Annotated in this window: 12 protein-coding genes; 10 read left to right on the top strand and 2 right to left on the bottom strand. The window is 40.4% G+C overall.

Features of this window, described 5'->3' with window-relative positions:
- Nucleotides 1–25: 25 nt before the first annotated feature.
- Nucleotides 26–1,411, bottom strand: coding sequence for a sensor histidine kinase (locus IE056_RS07290; protein WP_308427606.1), 1,386 nt, complete (start codon nucleotides 1,409–1,411; stop codon nucleotides 26–28).
- Nucleotides 1,359–2,705 carry a sigma-54-dependent transcriptional regulator gene (locus IE056_RS07285; RefSeq protein ID WP_189604038.1) on the bottom strand — a complete coding sequence of 449 codons (1,347 nt, stop codon included), beginning with the start codon at nucleotides 2,703–2,705 and terminating at the stop codon, nucleotides 1,359–1,361. The genes IE056_RS07290 and IE056_RS07285 overlap by 53 nt, the downstream gene beginning before the upstream one ends.
- 207 nt (nucleotides 2,706–2,912) lie before the next feature.
- Between IE056_RS07285 and IE056_RS07280 the strand changes: the two genes are divergently transcribed.
- From IE056_RS07280 to IE056_RS07235, 10 genes are all read left to right on the top strand, one after another.
- Nucleotides 2,913–4,163 (top strand): efflux RND transporter periplasmic adaptor subunit, encoded by a 1,251-nt coding sequence (locus IE056_RS07280; protein WP_189604037.1) that lies wholly within the window; start codon nucleotides 2,913–2,915, stop codon nucleotides 4,161–4,163.
- Nucleotides 4,164–4,377: 214 nt separating this feature from the next.
- A complete protein-coding gene (locus tag IE056_RS07275) occupies nucleotides 4,378–5,061 on the top strand; it encodes an ABC transporter ATP-binding protein (protein WP_189604036.1) in 684 nt (227 codons plus the stop codon).
- A 36-nt stretch (nucleotides 5,062–5,097) separates the two neighbouring features.
- The gene (locus IE056_RS07270) at nucleotides 5,098–7,452 is read left to right on the top strand and encodes an ABC transporter permease (protein ID WP_189604035.1); all 2,355 of its coding nucleotides are present in this window, start codon (nucleotides 5,098–5,100) and stop codon (nucleotides 7,450–7,452) included.
- 58 nt (nucleotides 7,453–7,510) lie between these two features.
- Nucleotides 7,511–9,880 (top strand): ABC transporter permease, encoded by a 2,370-nt coding sequence (locus IE056_RS07265; RefSeq protein ID WP_189604034.1) that lies wholly within the window; start codon nucleotides 7,511–7,513, stop codon nucleotides 9,878–9,880.
- 38 nt (nucleotides 9,881–9,918) lie between these two features.
- A complete protein-coding gene (locus IE056_RS07260; protein ID WP_189604033.1) occupies nucleotides 9,919–12,306 on the top strand; it encodes an ABC transporter permease in 2,388 nt (795 codons plus the stop codon).
- Nucleotides 12,307–12,337: 31 nt separating this feature from the next.
- Nucleotides 12,338–14,758, top strand: coding sequence for an ABC transporter permease (locus tag IE056_RS07255; protein WP_189604032.1), 2,421 nt, complete (start codon nucleotides 12,338–12,340; stop codon nucleotides 14,756–14,758).
- 156 nt (nucleotides 14,759–14,914) lie between these two features.
- Complete coding sequence (locus IE056_RS07250; RefSeq protein WP_189604031.1) at nucleotides 14,915–17,326, top strand: ABC transporter permease; 2,412 nt, start codon at nucleotides 14,915–14,917, stop codon at nucleotides 17,324–17,326.
- Nucleotides 17,327–17,380: 54 nt separating this feature from the next.
- Nucleotides 17,381–19,765, top strand: a complete 2,385-nt coding sequence (locus IE056_RS07245) for an ABC transporter permease (RefSeq protein ID WP_189604030.1) — start codon at nucleotides 17,381–17,383, stop codon at nucleotides 19,763–19,765.
- A 187-nt stretch (nucleotides 19,766–19,952) separates the two neighbouring features.
- Complete coding sequence (locus IE056_RS07240) at nucleotides 19,953–20,636, top strand: ABC transporter ATP-binding protein (RefSeq protein WP_189604076.1); 684 nt, start codon at nucleotides 19,953–19,955, stop codon at nucleotides 20,634–20,636.
- Between the two features lies 1 nt (nucleotide 20,637).
- Nucleotides 20,638–22,050 (top strand): TolC family protein, encoded by a 1,413-nt coding sequence (locus tag IE056_RS07235; protein WP_189604029.1) that lies wholly within the window; start codon nucleotides 20,638–20,640, stop codon nucleotides 22,048–22,050.
- Nucleotides 22,051–22,072: the final 22 nt, after the last annotated feature.

Here is a 22,072-nt window from a genome sequence, read left to right as displayed (position 1 = left end):
CAACAAATATTTCACCTCCCTATTTTTAGAAGACCAGACTAATAACACTTCCCTTCCCCTCTTCACTATGTACATTTATTTTCCCTTTATGCAGCATCATAATCTGTTTGCACAGGCTCAGCCCGATTCCGCTGCCGTTCTTTTTAGTGGTAAAAAACGGGACAAAAATAGTATCTAAGATTTCTTCAGGAATTCCTGTTCCGTTGTCTGTAACACGAAGCACTGTTTCCCCCTGAAGGTTTCTTTTGGCAGAAATGGAGATTTGAGCATCCGGAACAGTCTTTACCGCATCCATAGCATTCAGAAGGAGATTGATCAATACCTGTTCAATTAGGTAGCTATCCATTTCAATTTCCATATCTGCACTTTCGAAGACGAAATCAACTTTTAAATCCTTCTCCCTTAACGAGGGCTGCATCAGGTTTTGTATACTTTCAAAAAGCTCATTCAAACTCACCTTTTGCAGGTTCAAATGTGTCACTTTATTGAGACTGCGATAGGTTTTTGCAAACTTCATTAGTCCTTCACTCCGCTTTTTAATACTGGATATGCCCGAATGCAGATCTTCGACTTCTAACGGATATTTCTCCGGATCATTTTGATACTGCTGAATATGAGTTTGAAGCGTGTCTGCCAGTGAAGAAATTGGTGCAATTGAATTCATTATTTCGTGAGTCATCACACTCAGCAATTTCTTCCAGGCTTCAGATTCATTTTTATTTAAGGTTTCATCAATATTATGGAGTACCACCAGTTTGAAAGATGCTGATTTTACCCTGAAAGTTGTTTCAGAGATGAGAACTTTAATTTTTTCCTGCTTCACATTCAAGATAACAGATTGTGCTTCGGAATGCGGAGTTTCAAAAATAGCTTCGTAGAGCTCCGGCTTTCTGTTGGCAACAAACCGGATGTTTTTAAATGTCGGAAAATCTATGGTGTCTTTAAAAGAATCGTTTACCCACAATACATCACCGGTTTCGGTATTATAGGCAACGATCCCGATATCCACCATCTCCAGTATTTTTTGCAGGTAAACATACTGGGTGTCTTTTTCGCTGTTAATCTCCCTTATGGTGCGATTAATTTCGTTGAACCCACTGTGTAGTTTCTGGATATCCCGGGGCCCTTTGTCTTCAAGAAACCATCTTGAGAAATCCCGATATTTCACCGACTCAAAAAAGTCATCCATCTCGATAAACCTTCGGGTGGTGAATTTGTACAGGTTATAGAATGCAAAGAGCGACAGAACCGCAGCTCCACCTGCTGCGTAAAACCTGGAATAACTCAGAGCAAAGGCCAACATTGCCAGTAAGATGAACAAGATCAAAATCCTGAAAAACAGGAACAGACTGTAATTTTTATAGATCATATTTATCCAGTCTTCGGTAGAGCGCTGCCCTGGTAATTCCAAGTTCTTTGGCAGATTTCGAGATATTCCCGTGATTTCTTTCAATCACTGTGAGGATCGCATTTTTTTCAATATTGTCGAGTTTCATATCCTGAAAACCGAAAGACTCCTGATGTTTCTCTATTGCTGAAAATACCAGATCTTCTTCTTTCAGGAGGCTGCCTTCAGCCATAATAACTGCCCTTTCAATAGCATATTGCAGTTCCCTCACGTTTCCGGGAAACGAATGGTTCTTCAGCTTTGAAATAAAACTTTTGTCCAGGCTAAAGGGATCTTTAATATATTTTTCAGTATATCCTTCTACAAAATGTTTTGCCAAAAGGCTAATATCGGTTCCCCTGGTTCTTAGTGGAGGAACAGTTATATCTACCGTATTAATGCGGTAGATTAAATCTTTCCTGAATTTTTCCTCATCGGCCAAAACAGAAAGATCCAGATTAGTAGCGCAAATCAGCCTGATGTCAACAGGAATAACTTCATTCGAACCTAACGGAGTGATATGCCTGTTTTGAAGCACCGTTAATAACCGCGCCTGCTGCCTTAAACTGATATTTCCAATCTCATCCAGAAACAACGTGCCCCCCTGTGCTGCTTCAAACCTTCCTTTTCTGTCTTCCCGTGCATCGGTAAAAGCACCTTTTTTATATCCGAATAGTTCACTTTCAAACAAGGTAGCAGTAAGGGCGCCTACATCTACTTTCACAAAAGGCTTGTTTTTACGCAGCGAATTATCGTGAATTGCTTTGGCTATAAGATCTTTTCCTGTACCGTTTTCGCCCAGGATGAGAACATTGGCATCGGTGGGGGCAACTTTTTTCAGTTTAACAAAAACTTCATTCATCACCTCACTCTCGCCCACTATTTTAGTTCCTTCAACAGATAGGTTTTGTCGGGGGCTTTTCCGAACCTTTTTCTTTTCTAGCAGTTCTTTGACTGCCTGGATCAATTTTTCATTTTTCCAGGGTTTGACCAGAAAATCTGAAGCACCTTCTTTTAAAGATCTGATGGCAAGATCGATATCCCCGTAAGCCGTAATCAGGATCACCAGAGCGGCAGGGTCGATCTCCTTTATTTTGTTCAGCCAAAAAATCCCCTCATTACCCGTATTTACGAGTCCGTTGAAATTCATATCAAGAATGACGATGTCGAACTTTCCTTTTTCTACCAGGGAATAAATGTGGTTCGGGTTCTTTTCAATAATGACTTCTTTTACTAATGGTTTCAGCATTAAACGAAGCGCCGTGAGCACATCTCCGTCATCATCAATAACCAATATTTTAGCATCTTTCAAAACCATACGCACAATATTACAATTTTATTTTTGCCGTAATTCGATTCGAAAAGATAAATTTAAGTGTTGTTAAAAATGTATTAATATCGAACAGCAGGTGTATCAAAATCGGACACTTTTAAATTTCAGAAGCAGCGCATATTACTGTTTGCTAGTTACTTACGTTTGTGGCACAATTGTGTCTTAGGAAATTATAGAAAGAAACAGAATTACATGGACATCCCAATTAAAAAGAAAACATTTACTGCGTCACGAATCGCAATGCTGGTTGGCGGAATACTACTTCTGGCATTAATAGCTTTCGTCCTGATTTCTTCAGGAGGAAATTCGAAGCTAAACGTAGATAAAGAAAGAATCTCCATCAACACGGCAAATAAAGGAATTTTTCAGGAGAATATTCCTGTCAACGGAGTTGTTTTACCTATTACAACGATCTATTTAGATGCCCTTGAAGGCGGACGGGTGGAAGAAAAATTTGTGGAAGACGGTACTATAATGGAAGCTGGTGATCCTATTCTGAGGCTTTCCAATACCGACCTGGAGTTAAGCCTGGTGAATCAGGAGACACAAGTCTACAACCTGCTTACTCAAATGCAGATTTCCCAAACTGCTGCCCGGCAGAATACCATCAATAGGTTAAACCAGAAAACAGATGTGGAAAACAATCTGATTGAAGCAGAAAGGGTGTATAAGCTGAACCAGCGGCTCTACGAAAAAGGTGCCATTGGAAAACAGGAATTAATTGAATCTGAAAACAACTATAACTACCAAAATCAACGAATGGAACTGGCAGAAGAAGTCTTGAAACAAGATTCCATTGCCACTGAACAGGAAGTGAACCAGTCCAAAAATTCCTATAGCAGGACACAGAAAGCCCTCGAGCTGATGCGAAAAAAGGTAGAAGACCTGATTGTTCGTGCGCCGGTGGACGGACAACTAACTTCCCTTGATGCTGAAATAGGTCAGTCAAAGAACAAAGGGGAACGCCTGGGGCAAATTGATGTGGTGAGTGGATACAAAGTGAGGGTGGATGTAGATGAACATTATATTTCCCGGATTTACACCGGGCAGCAGGGCACCTTTAATATGAACAATAAGGAATACACCGTGGAAATCAAAAAAGTATATACCCAGGTGAACAACGGAAGGTTCCAGGTAGATATGAATTTTGTGGAGGAAGTGCCCGAAGGAATCCGCAGAGGTCAGACGTTGCAGATCAGGGTTGCATTAAGCCAGGAAAAACAGGCGATCCTGATTCCAAAGGGAGGCTTTTTTCAGCAAACAGGTGGCAACTGGATATTTAAGGTAAGTGAAGATGGCAGCAGGGCGTTTAAAGTAGACATTCAGCTGGGAAGTCAGAATACCGAATATTATGAAGTCATACAGGGACTTCAGCCGGGGGATAAAGTGATCACCTCCAACTATGACAACTTTGGGGACATTCAGGAATTGGTTTTGGATTAGTTAATTAGTTAGCCAAATCCTGTTCTTCGGAAAATTGGGGAGCAGGATTTAAAAATAGATTGAGATTAAAAAACCCCCTCCTGCCAGGTCTTTTTTTGACCTTGAAGGTTTCCCTCCACAGAAGAGAGACCTACAAGGTTTTGCAAACCTTGCAGGACTGGAAAAAAAAAAGAAACTCCAATTAAAAAATATAAAGAAGTATAAAAATGAACCAATGATAAAAATTACCGAACTTGAAAAATACTACCGAACCGAAGAGGTTCAGACCATCGCCCTAAACAAACTTTCTTTTGAAGTGAAACAAGGGGAATTCGTGGCTGTAATGGGGCCTTCAGGATGTGGAAAATCAACTTTGCTCAATATCCTCGGGCTTCTGGACGATCCGGATGGAGGCAGCTTTATCTTTAACGGAATTGAAGTTGCCGGTTTTAACGAGCGCAAAAGGGCCAATTTGAGGAAACACAATATTGGTTTCGTATTCCAGAGTTTTAACCTCATTGACGAACTGACTGTTTTTGAAAATGTGGAACTTCCGTTGATTTATACTGGCGTAAGACCTGCTGACAGGAAAGCCAGGGTGCACGAGGTTCTGGAAAAGATGCAGATCATGCACCGCCGGAAACATTTTCCGCAGCAGCTTTCGGGAGGTCAGCAGCAAAGGGTTGCCGTTGCCCGGGCTGTGGTCAATAACCCGAAACTGATCCTTGCCGATGAACCCACCGGTAACCTTGATAGCAGCAACGGAAACGAGGTGATGGACCTGCTCACCGAATTGAACGAAGCCGGAACCACCATCATCATGGTCACCCACAGCGAGCATGACGCAAAATTCAGCCACCGCATCATCAGGATGCTTGATGGGGAGAAGGTCACGGAGAATATCTTGGTCAATGCTTAAAAACCACATCATCATCAATCAAAAAACGAAGCAGTTATGATCAGGAATTACTTTAAAATGGCATGGAGGAACCTCTGGAAAAAGAAAGGATATAGTGCACTCAATATCTTTGGTCTTGTCATTGGCATTACAACTGCTAGCCTTATTCTTCTTTGGGTAGAAGATGAGGTTAATTTTGATAAGGACATTGTGGATAAGAACCTGGTGCATTATGTGCCTACCAATCAAAAATATGATGGGGAGTGGCGTACATTTTATTCCACCCCGGGACCTTTAGCTGCTGCACTAAAAGAAGAAATCCCCGAAATTTCAAAAGCAGCCCGGTTGTTTACTACCAACTTTATGTTTGCTTCCGGTGACCAGGGACTAAACCAACTCGGTGCGTTTGCCGATGCTGATATTTTTGATATCTATGGACTGCATTTCCTGGAGGGTTCTGCAAAAAAGGCTTTTAAGAATAAAAATGGGATGGTACTATCCCAAAAGACGGCAGCTTTGCTATTTGGCAAACACCAACAAGCTTTGGGACAAATAGTCCAGATAAATAAAACAGAAAATTATTTAGTGACTGGTGTTGTAAAAGATTTGCCCGAAAATTCCACTTTTCAATTTAAATGGCTAGCTCCATTTGAACGTTTTACAGCAGGAAAAGAATGGACGCAAGGCTATGAAAACAATTTTGCAGATACCTTTGTCAAATTAACCCCCGGTGCAGATTTTGAAACGGTTAATGAAAAAGTAAAGCAGATTCTTCCTACAAAAACGGAAGATTACGACACACATGCCATTCTGCATGCCGCAAATGACTGGCATCTGCGATCTGATTTTAAAGATGGGAAAATAGTTGGGGGACGTATAGAGTATGTTCAGCTATTCAGCCTTATTGCCATAATTATCCTGATTATAGCGTGTATCAATTTTATGAACCTGGCGACTGCAAGAAGTGAAAAGAGGGCTAATGAGGTGGGTGTGCGAAAAACACTGGGATCTGGTAAAAGGCAGTTGATCTATCAATTTTTAGCAGAAGCCTTCCTTACCTCTATTCTTGCTGCTGTACTGAGTGTTGCTCTTTTAAAACTGATACTGCCATTATTTAATAATCTTATAGACAAACAGCTAACGCTGGGGATCGATGAACCTGTACACTTTCTTTCCCTATTAGGTATTACTATTATATGCGGAATTTTTGCAGGTCTTTATCCGGCATTTTACCTCTCTTCTTTTAAACCTGTTGATGTTCTAAAAGGCAGTCGCAGGCAAGCGGGAAGCTCCGGTTTTATAAGAAAAGGGCTTGTGGTCACCCAATTTGTAGTGTCCATAGTCTTTATAATTTGTACAATTATCGTTTACCAGCAGGTACAACACGTGAAAAATCGGGATTTGGGGATGGACAAAGAAAATCTGATCGAACTTCCCGTTAATGGTGAGATTATTAAAAATTTTGATCCGTTACAACAAACTCTCACGGCTTCTGGAATGGTTAAAAGTGTAGGGCTAACAAATTCCCACGCCTTATCTGGAGGTAATAATGGATCTGGTTTAAAGTGGAAAGGTGGCACAAATACCGAAGAAATCTTGGTCTCTTACAGATACGTGAATTCTCATTTTATGAAAACTACAGGTATCACTTTTAAAGAAGGTAGTGGATTTAATACGGCTGTAGAAAATGATAGTCTCAATACTATAATTACAGAATCATTTGCAAAGCTTATGGGAGAAGGTAGTGCGATAGGGAAAAGAATTGATAGATGGGGCGATATTTACACTGTAATTGGTGTAGTCAATGATTATTTATATGGTGACATGTATGCCAATAGCGACCCAGTTATGTTTTTTAATTCACCCTCGGAAGCACAGTATATGTATATAAAAACAAATCCTGAATATGCTACTACCGAGATTCTTGATAAACTAAAAGCCACTTTAACTATCTACAATCCCGGGTTTCCGTTTGAATACAGTTTTTTAGACGATGATTTTAATGCCCGGTTTAAAAGTGAACAGTTAATGGGGAACCTATCACAGATCTTTGCATTTCTGGCAATTTTGATTTCATGCCTGGGACTTTTTGGGCTTTCTGCTTATACCGCAGAACAGCGTCGGAAAGAAATAGGAGTTCGCAAGGTTTTGGGCTCAAGTGTTCCCGGAATTATCAGTCTCTTATCTAAGGATTTCATTCGACTTGTTTTGATTGCCATCATACTGGCCGTTCCATTGGCGTGGTGGTTCATGGACAACTGGCTGCAAAGTTTTGCCTACCGCATTTCCATAAATTGGTGGGTATTTGCTTTTGCGGGTCTGGCGGCCATATTTATCGCCCTATTAACCGTCAGCTTCCAGGCCATCAAAGCCGCCATTGCCAATCCTGTAAAAAGTTTAAGAACGGAATAATCCATCCTCCAGACCTCTCAGGTTATGGAAACCTGTGAGATATTAAAAGAAATATAGTATGATCAAGAATTACTTTAAAATAGCATGGCGGAATATCTGGAAAAGAAAGGGGTTTTCGGCTATTAACATAGGTGGGTTAGCTGTAGGTATGGCAAGTGCTTTACTCGTTTTGCTTTGGGTACAGAACGAGATTAGTTACGATAGGTTTCACGAAAATGGAGATAGTATTTATCGAATGTATAACCGGGACAATTTTAATGGAGAACCATGGGCTTGGGGAACTACTCCTAAAATTCTGGGCAAAACTTTAAATCAGGATTATCCTGAAGTGGAGAATGTAGCCCGAATTTCAAGTGAAGAATTTTGGCTGGGCGTGGGCAACAAAAAGTTTAAGGCTGAAGGATATATTACAGATACGGGATTTTTAAAAATGTTTTCTTTTCCGCTCCTGAAAGGAAATATTTCAACTGTTCTAAATGAACCTTCCGGTATAGTTATAACAGAAAACTTGGCCCTAAAATTATTTGGTGCCGAAGAAGCTATAGGAAAAAATATAACCGTAGATCAGTCAGATGTTTTTAAAGTAACTGGTGTTTTAACCGATTTACCAAATAATACCCAATTCGATTTTGATTATCTTCTACCATGGAGCTACATGAAAACACGTGGATGGGACGATAGTTACTGGGGCAACAATTCAGTAGAAACATATGTACAGTTAAATAACGTTGCTTCCCAAGCTTCTTTTGATAAACGTGTGCAAAATATCAACATAGATCATACAAAAGATTCAGGCAACCCTTCTTCTACCGAGGTTTTCAGCTGGCCTTTATATAAGCTTCATTTGTATTCCAAAAGCGAAAATGGCCAGTTAGTGGATGGAAGAATTGTGACCGTACGATTATTTACTGTGGTGGGCATTCTTATACTACTCATTGCTTGCATCAATTTTATGAATTTAAGTACCGCACAAAGTGAAAAGCGTGCCAGGGAGGTAGGAATACGAAAAGTGGCAGGAGCCCCTAAAAGGAATCTAATTTTTCAGTTTCTGGGTGAGAGTACAATGATTGCTTTTGTAGCTGGTGTTTTAGGATTGATTCTCGTGCAACTAAGCCTACACCCCTTTAACACGTTGGTCAACAAAGAATTATATATAGATTATTCAAGTATTCAATTTTGGTTGACTTTTTTAGGTTTTATGCTGTTCACCGGGATTCTTGCTGGAAGTTATCCTGCATTTTTTTTATCATCATTTAAACCTATAAAGGTTTTAAAAGGAACTATGAATTCCTCCACATCGATATTAACACCCAGAAAGGTACTTGTTGTTTTACAGTTCTCATTTGCCATAATACTCATCATATGCACCATTATCATCAATCGCCAGATCAATTATGCGCAGCAAAGGGATATGGGCTATAATAAGAACAATTTAATTTATACTTTTTTAGAGGGTGATATACGTGAAAATTATGAGCTCATAAAACAAGAGCTTCTTTCAAGTGGAGCCGCTACTGCGGTGACCAAAACACTTAGCCCTGTAACCCAAAGGTATAGTGATAGCTGGGGGTTTACTTGGAAGGGAAGCACCGAAGAAGATAAAATGCTGGATTTTATCATAATGAGTGCCGATGCAGATTTTGCAAATGTGATGGGTGTGGAATTAGTGGAAGGACGCGATATTAATATACATGATTTTCCATCAGATAGTACGGCTGTTTTGCTGAACGAAACTGCTGTGGATAGGATGCGCTTGGAAGATCCTATAGGTACAGTAATCACGCAGGGAGATCAAAATAAAACTGTAGTAGGGGTTATCAAAGATTTTATTATAGAATCTCCTTACGACCCCATTGAACCCATGATGATAAATGGACCATCAAGCTGGTTTGGAGTGCTTCATATTAAATTGAACCCGGGGAATACTATAGCTGAAGATTTAGCACTTGCAAAAGGAATTTTTAAAAAGTATAATCCGGAATTTCCTTTTGAGTATCATTTTGTAGATGAGGCTTATGCCAAAAAGTTCGAATCTGTTCAACAAACCGCTTCATTGGCAGCTTTATTTGCCGCATTAACCGTCTTTATTTCTTGCCTAGGCTTGTTTGGACTAGCTACGTATATCGCTAGAAACCGTATCAAAGAAATTGGTATCCGTAAGGTAATGGGAGCAGGTACCTTGGGGATAGTGACCCTTTTATCCCGGAATTTCCTCAAGCTCGTTTTGGTTGCTTTCTGTATAGCTTCACCTATTGCTTGGTATGCCATGGAAAAATGGTTGCAGAGCTATTCTTACAGCATTGGGGTAGAATGGTGGGTTTTTCTGGCAGTAGGTTTTTTGGTGATATTAATAGCTATGTTAACCGTAAGCTTCCAAGCTATCAAAGCCGCAATAGCAAACCCTGTAAAAAGTTTAAGAACGGAATAAAAGCCCCTAACCCAGAAGGGGAACTAAAGAAGAAAATTATGTTGAAAAACTATCTTAAAGTCGCGTGGAGGAATTTAAAATCGGATGGCACTTTCTCGGTAATAAATATTCTTGGTTTGTCAATGGGACTTGCCATTAGCATTTTGCTCTTTATGTTCATTGTACGGGAAAAGAGTTTTGACCAGATGTATGCCAAAAAAGAGAATATTTACCGCGTTCTTCTACACAGGGAGGGCAACCACGGAGAAGAAACCTGGGCTAGCGTACCTGCTGCACTTGCTCCGGCAGTTAAACAATCCATTCCTGAAGTAGAAAAAACTGCCCGATTATTAAAGCATGACTTTGGCGGATCAGCTTTTATTCAGGCCAATGAGCAGGATTTTGTGGAAACAGGTCTATATTGGAGTGATCCTGAGATCCTAAATATCTTTGAGGTGGATTACGTTTACGGAAATCCTGTTTCTCCCATTGACCGGCCTAATACCACCCTCCTCTCCAAAAGTGCTGCTACGAAGTACTTTGGCAACAGAAATCCTGTTGGAGAAACCATTATAGTGGATAATGACAAAACGCTGGAAGTTACCGGTGTCTTTGAAGATCTTCCCGAAAACAGCACGTTTGATGCTAATGTGATAGCCTCCTTCAGTACTACCAATTTTTCAAAAAACCCTAGCTGGGGCAATGCCAGTTTTGAAACTTATTTTCTCCTGTCTCCCTCTACTATTCCTTCAGATACGGAGCAGAAAATTCAGCACATATTAGACAAAGAAATGGCTCCGGAAGATCAATGGTATTCTTTTACGTTACAGCCTCTTGCTAAAATTCATCTCTATTCCGCCGGAATTACCGATTCTTATAGTTCTAGAAATGGAAGTATTACTGAGATCCGAAACCTTTCATTACTGGCACTTATAATAATGTTAACTGCCTGTATTAACTATATGAATCTTACCACAGCCCGTTCTCAAAAGAGAACAAAGGATGTAGGTATCAACAAGACTTTGGGTGCTTCGAGAAAAGCACTTATTTTAAGGTTTTACATAGAAACTGGTTTTATAACTTTTGTGGCGATTTTATTGGGTACTATCCTTTCTATCCTGGTAATTCCGGTATTTAATAATATCACCGGGCAAAACCTCAACTTCAATATCATTTTTTCATTTCAATTTTTTATGGCCTTTATAGCAATTTGGATTCTTACCACGCTTGTAGCAGGCTCCTATCCGGCATTGTATTTATCCCGTTTCACCCCCAGGAAAGCAATGTATTCCTCTAGCAGTAAAGGAAGTATTGCTTCCGTCATCAGGCAAGGACTAGTCGTGACACAATTTTCTGTTTCCATTATTTTGATCATTAGTGTACTGGTAATTCATAATCAAATGGAATTCATCAGGAACAAAAATCTTGGTTACAACCCGGAAAACGTGATTGCAATATCCACTATGGCTGCTCATTCAGGAGGGAATAAAAATACTATAATGAATAATTTTAAAGTCCTGCCCGAAGTTTCCGAAGTAAGTATGGCACAGGGTTTCCCGGGAGTAGACGTTAGCGGTCGTTCCTTGTATAAGGACAATGCAACCAATGGGAGTACCAACATCAAGACAAATAAAGCAGAGGCATCTACTACTGAAGTTCTGAAATTACAAATGCTTGCAGGACAAACATTGCCTGCTGTTAAAGCCGAAGGAGATAGTTTAACAGATGTTGTGCTGAACAGGCAAGCTGTAGAATTTTTAGGATTCACCCCCGAAGAAGCCATTGGTGAAAAAGTTAATATGCAGCTGGGGAACAATGCGTATATAAGAGGTGTGGTAGAAGATTTTAATTTTTCTTCATTGCATGAACCTATAGGTGCCTACGCCTTCCATAATTACAATTCGGAATATGAGAAATTTTTACTGCTACGCTTCAATTCCTCCGATATACCTGCGACTCTCGAAAAATTTGAAAAGGTCTTTAAAGAAACTGTCCCGGATTCTGCCTTTGAATACACTTTTCTAGACAAAAACCTGGAGAAGTTATATGCTTCTGAGCAGCAGACAGCACGTATAGCCATGTTATTTTCCATTCTGGCCATTTTTGTAGCATGCCTGGGACTCTTTGGTCTTGCTGCATTTACGGCCGAACAAAGAACCAAAGAAATAGGAATTCGAAAAGTGCTGGGCGCCAGTGTTGTGGGAATTACCAGACTGCTTTCAGCAGATTTTATAAAACTTGTTTTTATAGCATTACTCATTGCTTTTCCCCTGGCTTACTGGATATCCGAAAGATGGCTGGAGGAATTCGCATACCGCATACAGGTGAACTGGCAAACATTCATTGTCGCAGGAGTCTTAGCCTTATTAATAACTTTTGCTACAGTAAGTTTTCAGGCCATCAGAGCAGCCATCGCTAATCCGGTAAAAAGTTTAAGAACGGAGTAAGACATCATCATCAATCAAAATAAGAACAGCAATGAATAAAAACTATCTCAAAATTGCCTTCAGGAACCTGTGGAAGAACCTAACCTTCACTTCCTTAAACATTCTTGGATTAACAATAGCATTTGGTGTTGCTATTTTACTGAGCACGTATGCGCTGTTCCAGCTATCATACGACGAATTTCATGAAAATAAAGACAGTATTTATCAGGTTTATTCCACCGATCAATTGCCAGATGGCCCTGAAGGGGATGTTTCCAAATCAATTCCCTTTGCCGGGGCACTTCAGGAGGAAGTTCCGGGGGTTGAGAAAATCACCCGATTTAATGGCAGGGGCGTTCTAGTGTTGAACGGGGACAAACAATTAACCATGACAGCCGCCTACGTTGATCCTGATTTTTTTTCGATCTTCAGTTTTCCAGCGATCAAAGGGGAGAAAAACAATCCTATTGGTAAAAAATCTTCTGTTGCAATTTCAGAAGCTGCAGCCAACAAAATTTTTGGACATACAGATGTCTTGGGCGAATCAATAAGGGTCATTACAGAAGGAAAAGAAAGCCCGTTTACCGTTTCGGCCATTATAGAGGATATGCCAGATCAAAGCAGCATTAAGTTTGATTTGGCTTTGGATTTCACCAATCAATCTGACTTTTCATACGCAGATAATATTGGAGACTGGGACAAGGAAAACCATGAGGTTTATATGCAGCTTGCAAAAGGTGTTACTCCCCAACAATTTGAAAAATCTACTGAAGCCTTTACAGTTGCACATTATGCAGATGATATGGCAGCCGCCAAGCGGGACGGTGCACAACCTAATGCAGAAGGAAATTATATACAAATCCGGCTTTTCCCTGTTGCAGATATCTCTTTAGCAGAGTTTAAAAACGGGATTGCCACAGCCAACAAGACAATGCCATTTCTAGTGTTAGGGATTTCGTTCCTCATCATTTTCATCGCTAGTGTGAATTTCATCAATATGAGCATTGCGAAAAGCACACAACGCCTGCGGGAAATTGGGATGCGCAAAACCCTGGGTGCAGGAAAATCACAGCTCTTTTTCCAGTTTTGGGGCGAAAGCATCCTGGTTTTCATCATTTCTGTAGCACTGGGAATGCTGATTGCTCTTGCGCTGATGGATCCTTTCAAAACCCTCTTCAATACCCAAGCGACATTTTCCTCTATTGCCACTCCAGAAATTTTAACCGGATTTATATTCGTTTTGCTTTTAATAACCCTGATTGCCGGAGGCTACCCTGCACTGCTTCTCAGTAAACTCGGCACCATTCAAGCCTTAAAAGGAAAATTGAAATTATCAGGAAAAAACAGGGTGCGGGATTTCCTGATGGTACTGCAGTTTGGCATTGCCATCCTGCTTATAAGCGGCACGTTTGTTTTGCATAACCAATTAGAGTTTATGCGTACCAAAGATTTAGGTTTTAACAAGGAACAAGTGGTTGCCTTTGCACTTAACGGAAAACAAAACGATACCCGTACTATGCAGCTACTACGGGACGAACTGGAGGATAAACCCGGAATCCTGCAGATAACGGCAGCAAACAATATCCTGGGGCTGGGCAAAGATGGCAGCCGTTCTACCAGTGTATTGGGATTTGAATACAAAGGTCGAAACGTCTATACAAATATGCTCTTTGTGGATTATGATTACTCAGAAACTATTGGATTGGAAGTTATTCAAGGAAGATCTTTTGACAGAAAGTATGCCACAGACAGCCTTTCGGTAGTGATCAATGAAGCTATGGCACGTACAATTCAGGAAGAAAATCCGCTGAATGCACGTATTTATCTGGATGATTCCCTATCCTTTTCTGTCATTGGAGTTGTGAAGGATTATAATTTTCAGGATCTAGATAACACCATAGAACCTATTACGCTATTTCTAAACCCTGAGCGGAGTACTCGCTATGCTTACGTAAAAGTTTCTCCGAAGAATGCCACAACTTCCTTTGAAAAGATACGAGCCGCCTGGAATAAAATTGAACCCAACGCCGAATTTACAGGTTCCTTTCTGGATGAAAATATTGATCGAACTTTAAAAAGGGAACGTACTATGACCACAATAATCAGCAGTGGTGCCATCATCGCTATTGTTTTAAGTTGCATTGGTCTGTTTGCCATTTCACTCCTCATTGTTGCTCAGCGCCGTAAAGAAATAGGAATAAGAAAAGTAGTAGGTGCCAGTGTCTCCACCATTACTTTAATGTTGACAAAGGACTTTTTAAAACTGGTTGGCATCAGCTTTCTTATTGCTGCGCCCGTTGCCTGGTGGCTTATGTCTAAATGGCTTCAGGAGTACCCCTATAAAATTGAACTTAACATCTGGATTTTTATCGCCGCCGGAGTGCTTTCAGCTGTTATTGCAGTACTTACGATCAGTTTTAAGACGATCAAAGCAGCATTACAAAATCCGGTAAAAAGTTTAAAGACAGAATAAAGCAAGAGGCAAGCATCAGGAGCCAGGATTGAGGAAGAGAATAGAAAAAAATCACTTAGTTATGAGCTATGATGAGGAGTATAAAAAGGTAAAAAGTACAGCCAAAAAACATTCGTGTATTCGAGGCTGACTAAAAAGAGATAAAAACAGAAAGCAATGATAAAGAACTATTTCAAAATCGCGTGGAGGAGCATTCTTAAAAACACGGGAATCTTTTCTCTCAATATTGCAGGGCTGGCAATAGGTATCGCTTCCTGTCTTTTGATTACGCTGTTCGTGGTGGATGAACTTAGCTATGACAGGTTCAATGAAAATGCCGATGAGATTGTTCGGGTGGTGTTCAAAGCCAAAGTTAACGGGGAAGAGATGAAAGAGGCAGTAGTAATGGCCCCTGTTGCCGAAGCCTTGAAAAGTGAATTTCCGGAAGTGGTGGATGCTACACGGTTAACCAATCATTACAACCCAGAATTTTCTTTTAAAAATACTTCTTATAGAGACAGTAGGTTTGCTTATGTAGATCCAAATTTCTTTGAAATTTTCACCTTACCTGTTGTAAAAGGTAATATAAATGATCCTTTAAAAGAGCCTAACAGTATTGTGATCACAGAACAGGAGGCAAAAAAATATTTTGGAGATGAAGATCCTATAGGAAAAATACTGATCCTTGAAGATGAGAACCAGCAGTTTAAAGTCACCGCTGTAATTGAGGAGGTGCCTAAAAACTCACATTTCCACTTTGATATTTTTGCTTCTACGGAAGGTTATCTACCTGCACAGAACTCTTCCTGGATGAATTCTGAATTCTATACTTATTTATTGCTGAAGGAAGGCACTTCTTCTGAAAATATCGAGGCTAAATTACCTTCTATCGTGGAAAAATATATGGGTCCACAGATGAAAGGAGAAATGGGAATGACTTTTTCTGAATTTAAAAAAAATAATGAAATCGGGCTATTCTTACAGCCACTAACAGATATTCACCTGAAGTCTGATTTTATAGCTTCCACGCAACTGGAACAGGGAGGCGATATAAAGTACATCTATATCTTCAGTGCTGTAGCCTTATTCATGTTGTTGATTGCCTGTATCAACTTTACCAATCTTGCTACTGCTGCAGCTTCAAAAAGAGCCAAAGAAGTAGGCATTCGCAAAGTGTTGGGATCCAGTAAAAATCAGCTTATCTATCAGTTCCTGGCAGAATCATTTATAGCAACTACTCTTGCAATGCTGATTGCCATAGTTCTTTTCTCCCTTGCATTGCCTGTGTTTAATGATTTGGCCGAAAAAGAGCTTCCGTTAAATTACCTGCTTCAACCAAACATATTGTTGATGTTAGTTTGCTTAATAATTATCATTGGATTTCTTGCAGGGGGGTATCCCGCTTTCTTTCTCTCTTCCTTTAAACCCATTGCAGCTCTTAAAAATAAATTCTCTTCTTCAGGTGAGAGCAAAAATATACGTAGTGGACTGGTGGTTTTCCAGTTTGTTATTTCAGCAGGACTAATACTGGCTACCCTTATCGTAAATCAGCAAATGGAATATATTCAAAACAAGAATCTTGGATACGAAAAAGACCAGATGCTGGTGCTGCGGGAGACTTATTTGTTGGGAAATAAACAGAATGCTTTTAAGAATAAGATCATCCGTGACCCCAGGGTAGAACACGTGACGCAATCGGCGTTTGTGCCGGCAGGACCTTCAGACAACAGTATGTCGGGAGTGTTTCTTCAGCAGGAATTCAAGAGAAGAATGTTTGTTTATAACGTTGATGAGCAGTACCTCCCAACAATGGGAATGGACCTGGTTGCAGGACGTAATTTTTCCAAAGAGTATGGATCTGATTCCACTAATGTGATCATTAATGAACGTGCTGCTGAAATTCTTGACTTCAAGGAAGATCCACTGGGAAAATCTTTTATACGTGATACCCACGACGGGGGCCAAAAATTAACCGTAATAGGGGTGGTGAAGGATTTCCATTTCAAATCATTACACCAGAACATCGATCCCCTGATTATGCTGAACAATCCTTACGGCGGAATAATCGTAAGGGCGAAAACAGCAAATATGTCGGATTTAATTAAAGACTTAAATGCCACCTGGATCAGCTTTAATGTTAACGAACCTTTCAGTTATAGTATCCTCGACGATTCCTACAATCAAACCTATCGTACGGAACAAAAGATGGGCAGCATTCTAAGCATTTTCGCCTTCCTAACCATTTTTGTAGCCTGCCTTGGCCTTTTCGGATTGGTTACCTACACTGCAGAACAACGATTTAAGGAGATAGGAATAAGAAAAGTCCTTGGCTCATCAATACCACAAATTGTAGCCTTGCTTTCAAAAGACTTTTTGAAACTGGTTCTTATTTCCTTTTTAATTGCTTTTCCAATTTGTTTTTACCTAATGAATAAATGGTTGCAGGAATTCGCCTATCGCATAGAAGTCGGATGGCAGGTATTTGTAATGGCCGCACTGATCACTTTTGTAATTGCATTTTTAACTATTGCCTATAAGAGTATAAAAGCGGCTACTGCCAACCCGGTCGATAGTTTAAGGACCGAATAAAATCTCTAACCACACAGGTTTATTTGAACCCTATATAGAGTTAAAAAAAGAACAATGATAACAAACTACTTTAAAATCGCGTGGAGAAACCTTGGAAGGGGCAAGACTTATAATGCGATAAACATCCTGGGACTGGCTGCGGGAATGGCCAGTTTCATCATCGTTTTGCTGGCGCTCAATTATGAACTGAGCTATGACCAGTGGGATCCTGAATTGCAAAAGGTGCATAAAGTATCCATGCGAGTGCAGGACGATATTATGGAGGCTACCCCGGCACCTTTGGCTTCTTTTTTAGCGGAAAAATATCCCAATTTAGAGGCAGCTACTTACCTCCAAGGTACGGGAGAATATGAAGTTTTAATAAGTGCACAGGACAAAAGCATCTACCAAAACGGATTTACATCTGTCGATTCCCTCTTCTTCCAAGTATTTCCTTATAAGCTAAGTCAGGGAGACAGAGCAACGGCACTCAATGCACCAAATGCGATGATCATAAGTGAGGAACTCGCAAAAATGCTCTTTGGGGACAACAATCCTATGGGAGAGACTGTTAAAGTATTCAATGCAATGGAAGGAGTGATAACAGGGGTGATGCAGTTGCCAGAGACGCCTTCTCACCGCAAAATTCAGTTACTAATGCGGGATCCTTATGAGAAACAGAACTTTTTCTGGAATAATTTCTCTTATGAAACCTATATTAAACTAAAAGAGCCCATTGCTGAAGCTGATCTTGAAAAAGACCTTAACAGGATATATTTTGAAGAAAGGATCCAAAATGATGAAGAACTAAAAGAAGCATCTGCTACAGGGAACCGGACATTATTGTTTACAGATGCCGTTTCCAATATTCAAAATTTCTCAAAATATGGAAACAGTAACATCAAAACTATTTCTATCCTGTTTATTCTTGCTACGTTACTGTTGCTCACAGGAGCGATTAACTTCAGCAATCTTACCGTAGCAAAATCTATAGGTAGGGCAAAAGAAGTGGGAATTCGTAAGGTGCTGGGTTCCGGGCGCCGGAAACTCATCTTTCAGTTTATGAGCGAAACAGCGCTGCAATGCAGTATCAGTTTGATAATTGCTCTTTTAATAGTCGTTGTAAGTCTTCCAGTAATCAATACTTCCCTGAACCTACAGCTCAATTTTTGGGAACAAAGTACATGGAAACTTTTAGGACAACTCGGGATTTGCCTGCTGGTCATCATATTGCTTTCCGGACTTTATCCTTCCTTCTATCTGTCCCGATTCAATACGATCAGGGTTTTGAAAGGCAATTTTTCCAGCGGAAAGAAGAGTTTAGGATTTAGGAACGTGCTGGTAGTTTTTCAGTTTATGGTAACGGCATTTTTCATCGTGACAATCCTGGGAGTGAACAGGCAGCTCGATTATTTACAAAATTCAGACAAGGGTTTTACAGATGGACAGGTGCTGCGCATCGAAACCACCCAAGCCACACGGGAACAGGGATTTGAGCAAACCCGGAACACGCTGCTCTCGATTCCCGGGGTAAGCAGCGTAGCTAAAACTACTACGGTTCCCGGCGACAAGATTGCCGATTCCTCCACCTATAACTTTGATTACAAAGGAGAACAACTGCGTATGGGATCGGTAAAGGTGAGCACCGATTATTTTAAGACTTTGGAGGTTCCGTTAATAACGGGAAGATATTTTAATGAAAGCTATGCCGACCAGAATACCCGCAGCGCTATCATCAATGAAACTGCAGCAAGGAAACTACTGGTTGAGGATCCTATTGGAGAAATAATTTCCTTCGGCGGATGTGATGAAGGCACGGTAAAAATTGTGGGTGTGGTAAAAGATATCAACGTCCACGGATTTGAATCTGCCATTAAGCCGGCTGTCTACACTATAGAGAATAAAGCCTGCATGTACCAGTCTAACGGGGCATTCCTTGTGAAACTGAAATCAGATCAAATACAGGCTTCAGTTGCGGCCATTGAGCAGCAATGGAAGTCTATAGAACCCAATTTCCCGATTCGCTATTCCTTCCTTGATGCCAATTTTCAGCAGTTGTTCAGCTCTTATTTTCGACTTCAGAAGATCCTTACCTTCTTTGGAAGTATAGCAATCCTCATCTCGGTCATGGGATTATTTGCCTTAACAGCTTTTATGATCAAACACCGGAACAAAGAAATTGGGATACGGAAAGTATTGGGAGCAAATATCAGAAATATCACAGCACTTGTTGGGCGGGATTTTCTATTGCTTGTATTTATTGCAAGTCTCATAGCCATTCCCCTGGGATGGTGGGCAATGGATATTTGGCTTCAGGATTTTGCCTACCAAACCACAATTGAATGGTGGGTGTATGTTTCCGCAGGGATGGTGGTGGTGCTAATTGCCCTTGCAACTGTAAGTTTTCAAACCATTAAAGCGGCTACTGCCAATCCGGTCGACATTTTAAGAACAGAATAAAATCACCAAGAGAATAATACCAAGACAAAAGACTAAAATTCCAATGACCAAATTTCCCTTTTTTTCAGAAGAACATTTGTGCATTTGTGGCAAGGGAAAAAGGTCATCCATCAACAAGAAGGAAGAACGAATGGAAAAGATAATATATACTAACTACTATTCTCAATATTAACTACTCAATATTAAAATTATGCTAGAACTAAACCACATCTATAAATGGGTAAAAGCAGGCGGGAGAAGAATCTTCCTGCTGAATGACCTCAGCCTTAAAGTCGAATCGGGGGAATTTATCTCTATTATGGGACCTTCGGGTTCCGGGAAATCTACATTGCTTAATGTCATCGGGATGCTTGATGATTTTAATGAAGGAGAATACTACTTCCTGGAGGAACCTGTACATACTATAAAGGAAAAGCAGCGTGCCAACCTGTACAAAGAAAATATAGGCTTTGTTTTTCAGGCGTATCATTTAATTGACGAACTCACGGTTTATGAAAATATTGAAACTCCACTGCTGTACAAAAACGTCAAATCTTCTGAACGAAAAGCTCTGGTTGCAGATATCCTGGACAGGTTCAATATCGTTGGCAAGAAAGATCTTTTTCCGGCGCAGCTTAGTGGCGGACAACAACAGCTCGTTGGCATCGCCAGGGCTCTCATCACAAAACCAAAACTCATCCTGGCAGATGAACCTACCGGCAACCTGAATTCAAAACAGGGAGAGGAAATTATGGAGCTTTTTAAAGAATTAAATGAAGAGGGCGTGACCATCATACAAGCCACACATTCAGAAAACAATGCAGAATACGGTTCCCGAATCATCCACCTCCTGGACGGCAGTATGGTAAGGGAGAAATCTGAAACTATATAATATGTTACAAAAATTATTTACAGGCTTAGGGTTCTTTATTTTCAGTTTTGCCTGCGCTCAGAATGACACCATTCCGTTGACGCTTGGTGAAAGCATTGAACTTGGGCTTGAAAACAACCTCGACTTGAAAAGTGCCGGACTAAGGGCAGAAACTTCGGAGGTGAATTTTAAACAAACCCGCTCCAATGTGCTTCCCAGTTTAAATGCCGGAGTGAACGTAGGGCTGAACAACGGGAGAAGTATTGACCCTTTTACCAATGCTTATATTGATGAGCAACTAAGCTTTTCAAATGCAGGGCTTAACCTGGATGCGACCATTTTCAATGGGTTTAGGATGAGGAATAGCATTCAGCGAGATCGTTACAACCTGAGGGCTTCAGAAATGGAAACGGAAGAAGCCAAACAAAACCTGGTTTTGGATATTACCCTTGCCTATCTGCAAATCCTGAACAATAGTGACCTAATTGAGCTCGCCCGGTTAAGATTGGAGGCTACGGAAAAACAACAGGATCGGTTAAAAACGCTTTATGATCAAGGCGAGGGAAATCCGGCAGACTATACCGATATTCAGGGGCAGCTGGCGAATGACCGGGCGAATGTGATAGATGCTAAAAATGCATATTTCAGTTCCGTTCTCAACCTTTCGCAGTTGCTGAATATTGATTATCCTATCACTGCAGAAGATATGAATATGCTCCTGGAACCTGTAAAATATCAACTTTCTGCGGAAGAAGTTTTCGAAGATGCCCACCAGAACCTGGCTACTTTTAAAGCAAAGGAGTTACGTATACAAGCTGCGGAAGAAGATGTGAGTGTTTCAAAATCTTTATATTCTCCGGAAATTTCCCTTTTTGCTCAACTGAATACCAACTATTCCAGTGTGGCTCGCCTCTATAACGAAACAGGAACGCAACGTTCGGAAACCGGCGGCTTTGTAACAATAGAAAATCAGAACATCCCAGTGTTTACCAATGAAATCATTTATTCTGAAGAAGCCATTCCGTATTACGATCAGTTGAACAACAACCTGAATTCGGTAGTGGGCGTTGGAATTGATATTCCGTTGTTCAACGGTTTCCGGGCAAAAAATAATGTGGCTCTGGAAAAAATTCAGTTGAAAGAATCAAAAGTGGATTATCAAAACACACTTTTGCAATTCCGCCAGGCTATTAAAAAGGCACATGCAGACATGGAAGCAGCTTTTGAACAATATCACATCCTCCAGGAGCAGGCAGAAGCATTTTCAGAATCTTTCCGTGTAAATGAAATTCGCTTCAACAGCGGCGTCTCAAATATTGTGGAATATATCATCAGCAAAAACAACCTCGATAATTCCCTAATTCGGCTGGCCAACGCAAAGTATGAATATCTGCTAAGGGTAAAGGTGTTGGAGTATTACAGGGGAAATATGTAATACTTATCTCAGGTTCGATTTT

The sequence above is a fragment of the Salinimicrobium marinum genome (assembly GCF_014651535.1).
Lineage (GTDB): Bacteria > Bacteroidota > Bacteroidia > Flavobacteriales > Flavobacteriaceae > Salinimicrobium > Salinimicrobium marinum.
The sequence above is the reverse complement of the archived record's forward strand: the minus strand, read 5'-3'. Positions and strand labels throughout refer to the sequence as shown.

Bases quoted from the DNA above. Each gene is read 5' to 3' on its own strand.
- IE056_RS07260 (WP_189604033.1), top strand. From the start codon at position 9,919: ATGTTGAAAAACTATCTTAAAGTCGCGTGGAGGAATTTAAAATCGGAT.
- IE056_RS07250 (WP_189604031.1), top strand. From the start codon at position 14,915: ATGATAAAGAACTATTTCAAAATCGCGTGGAGGAGCATTCTTAAAAAC.
- IE056_RS07275 (WP_189604036.1), top strand. From the start codon at position 4,378: ATGATAAAAATTACCGAACTTGAAAAATACTACCGAACCGAAGAGGTT.
- IE056_RS07285 (WP_189604038.1), bottom strand. From the start codon at position 2,705: ATGGTTTTGAAAGATGCTAAAATATTGGTTATTGATGATGACGGAGAT.
- IE056_RS07265 (WP_189604034.1), top strand. From the start codon at position 7,511: ATGATCAAGAATTACTTTAAAATAGCATGGCGGAATATCTGGAAAAGA.
- IE056_RS07235 (WP_189604029.1), top strand. From the start codon at position 20,638: ATGTTACAAAAATTATTTACAGGCTTAGGGTTCTTTATTTTCAGTTTT.
- IE056_RS07270 (WP_189604035.1), top strand. From the start codon at position 5,098: ATGATCAGGAATTACTTTAAAATGGCATGGAGGAACCTCTGGAAAAAG.
- IE056_RS07280 (WP_189604037.1), top strand. From the start codon at position 2,913: ATGGACATCCCAATTAAAAAGAAAACATTTACTGCGTCACGAATCGCA.
- IE056_RS07255 (WP_189604032.1), top strand. From the start codon at position 12,338: ATGAATAAAAACTATCTCAAAATTGCCTTCAGGAACCTGTGGAAGAAC.
- IE056_RS07245 (WP_189604030.1), top strand. From the start codon at position 17,381: ATGATAACAAACTACTTTAAAATCGCGTGGAGAAACCTTGGAAGGGGC.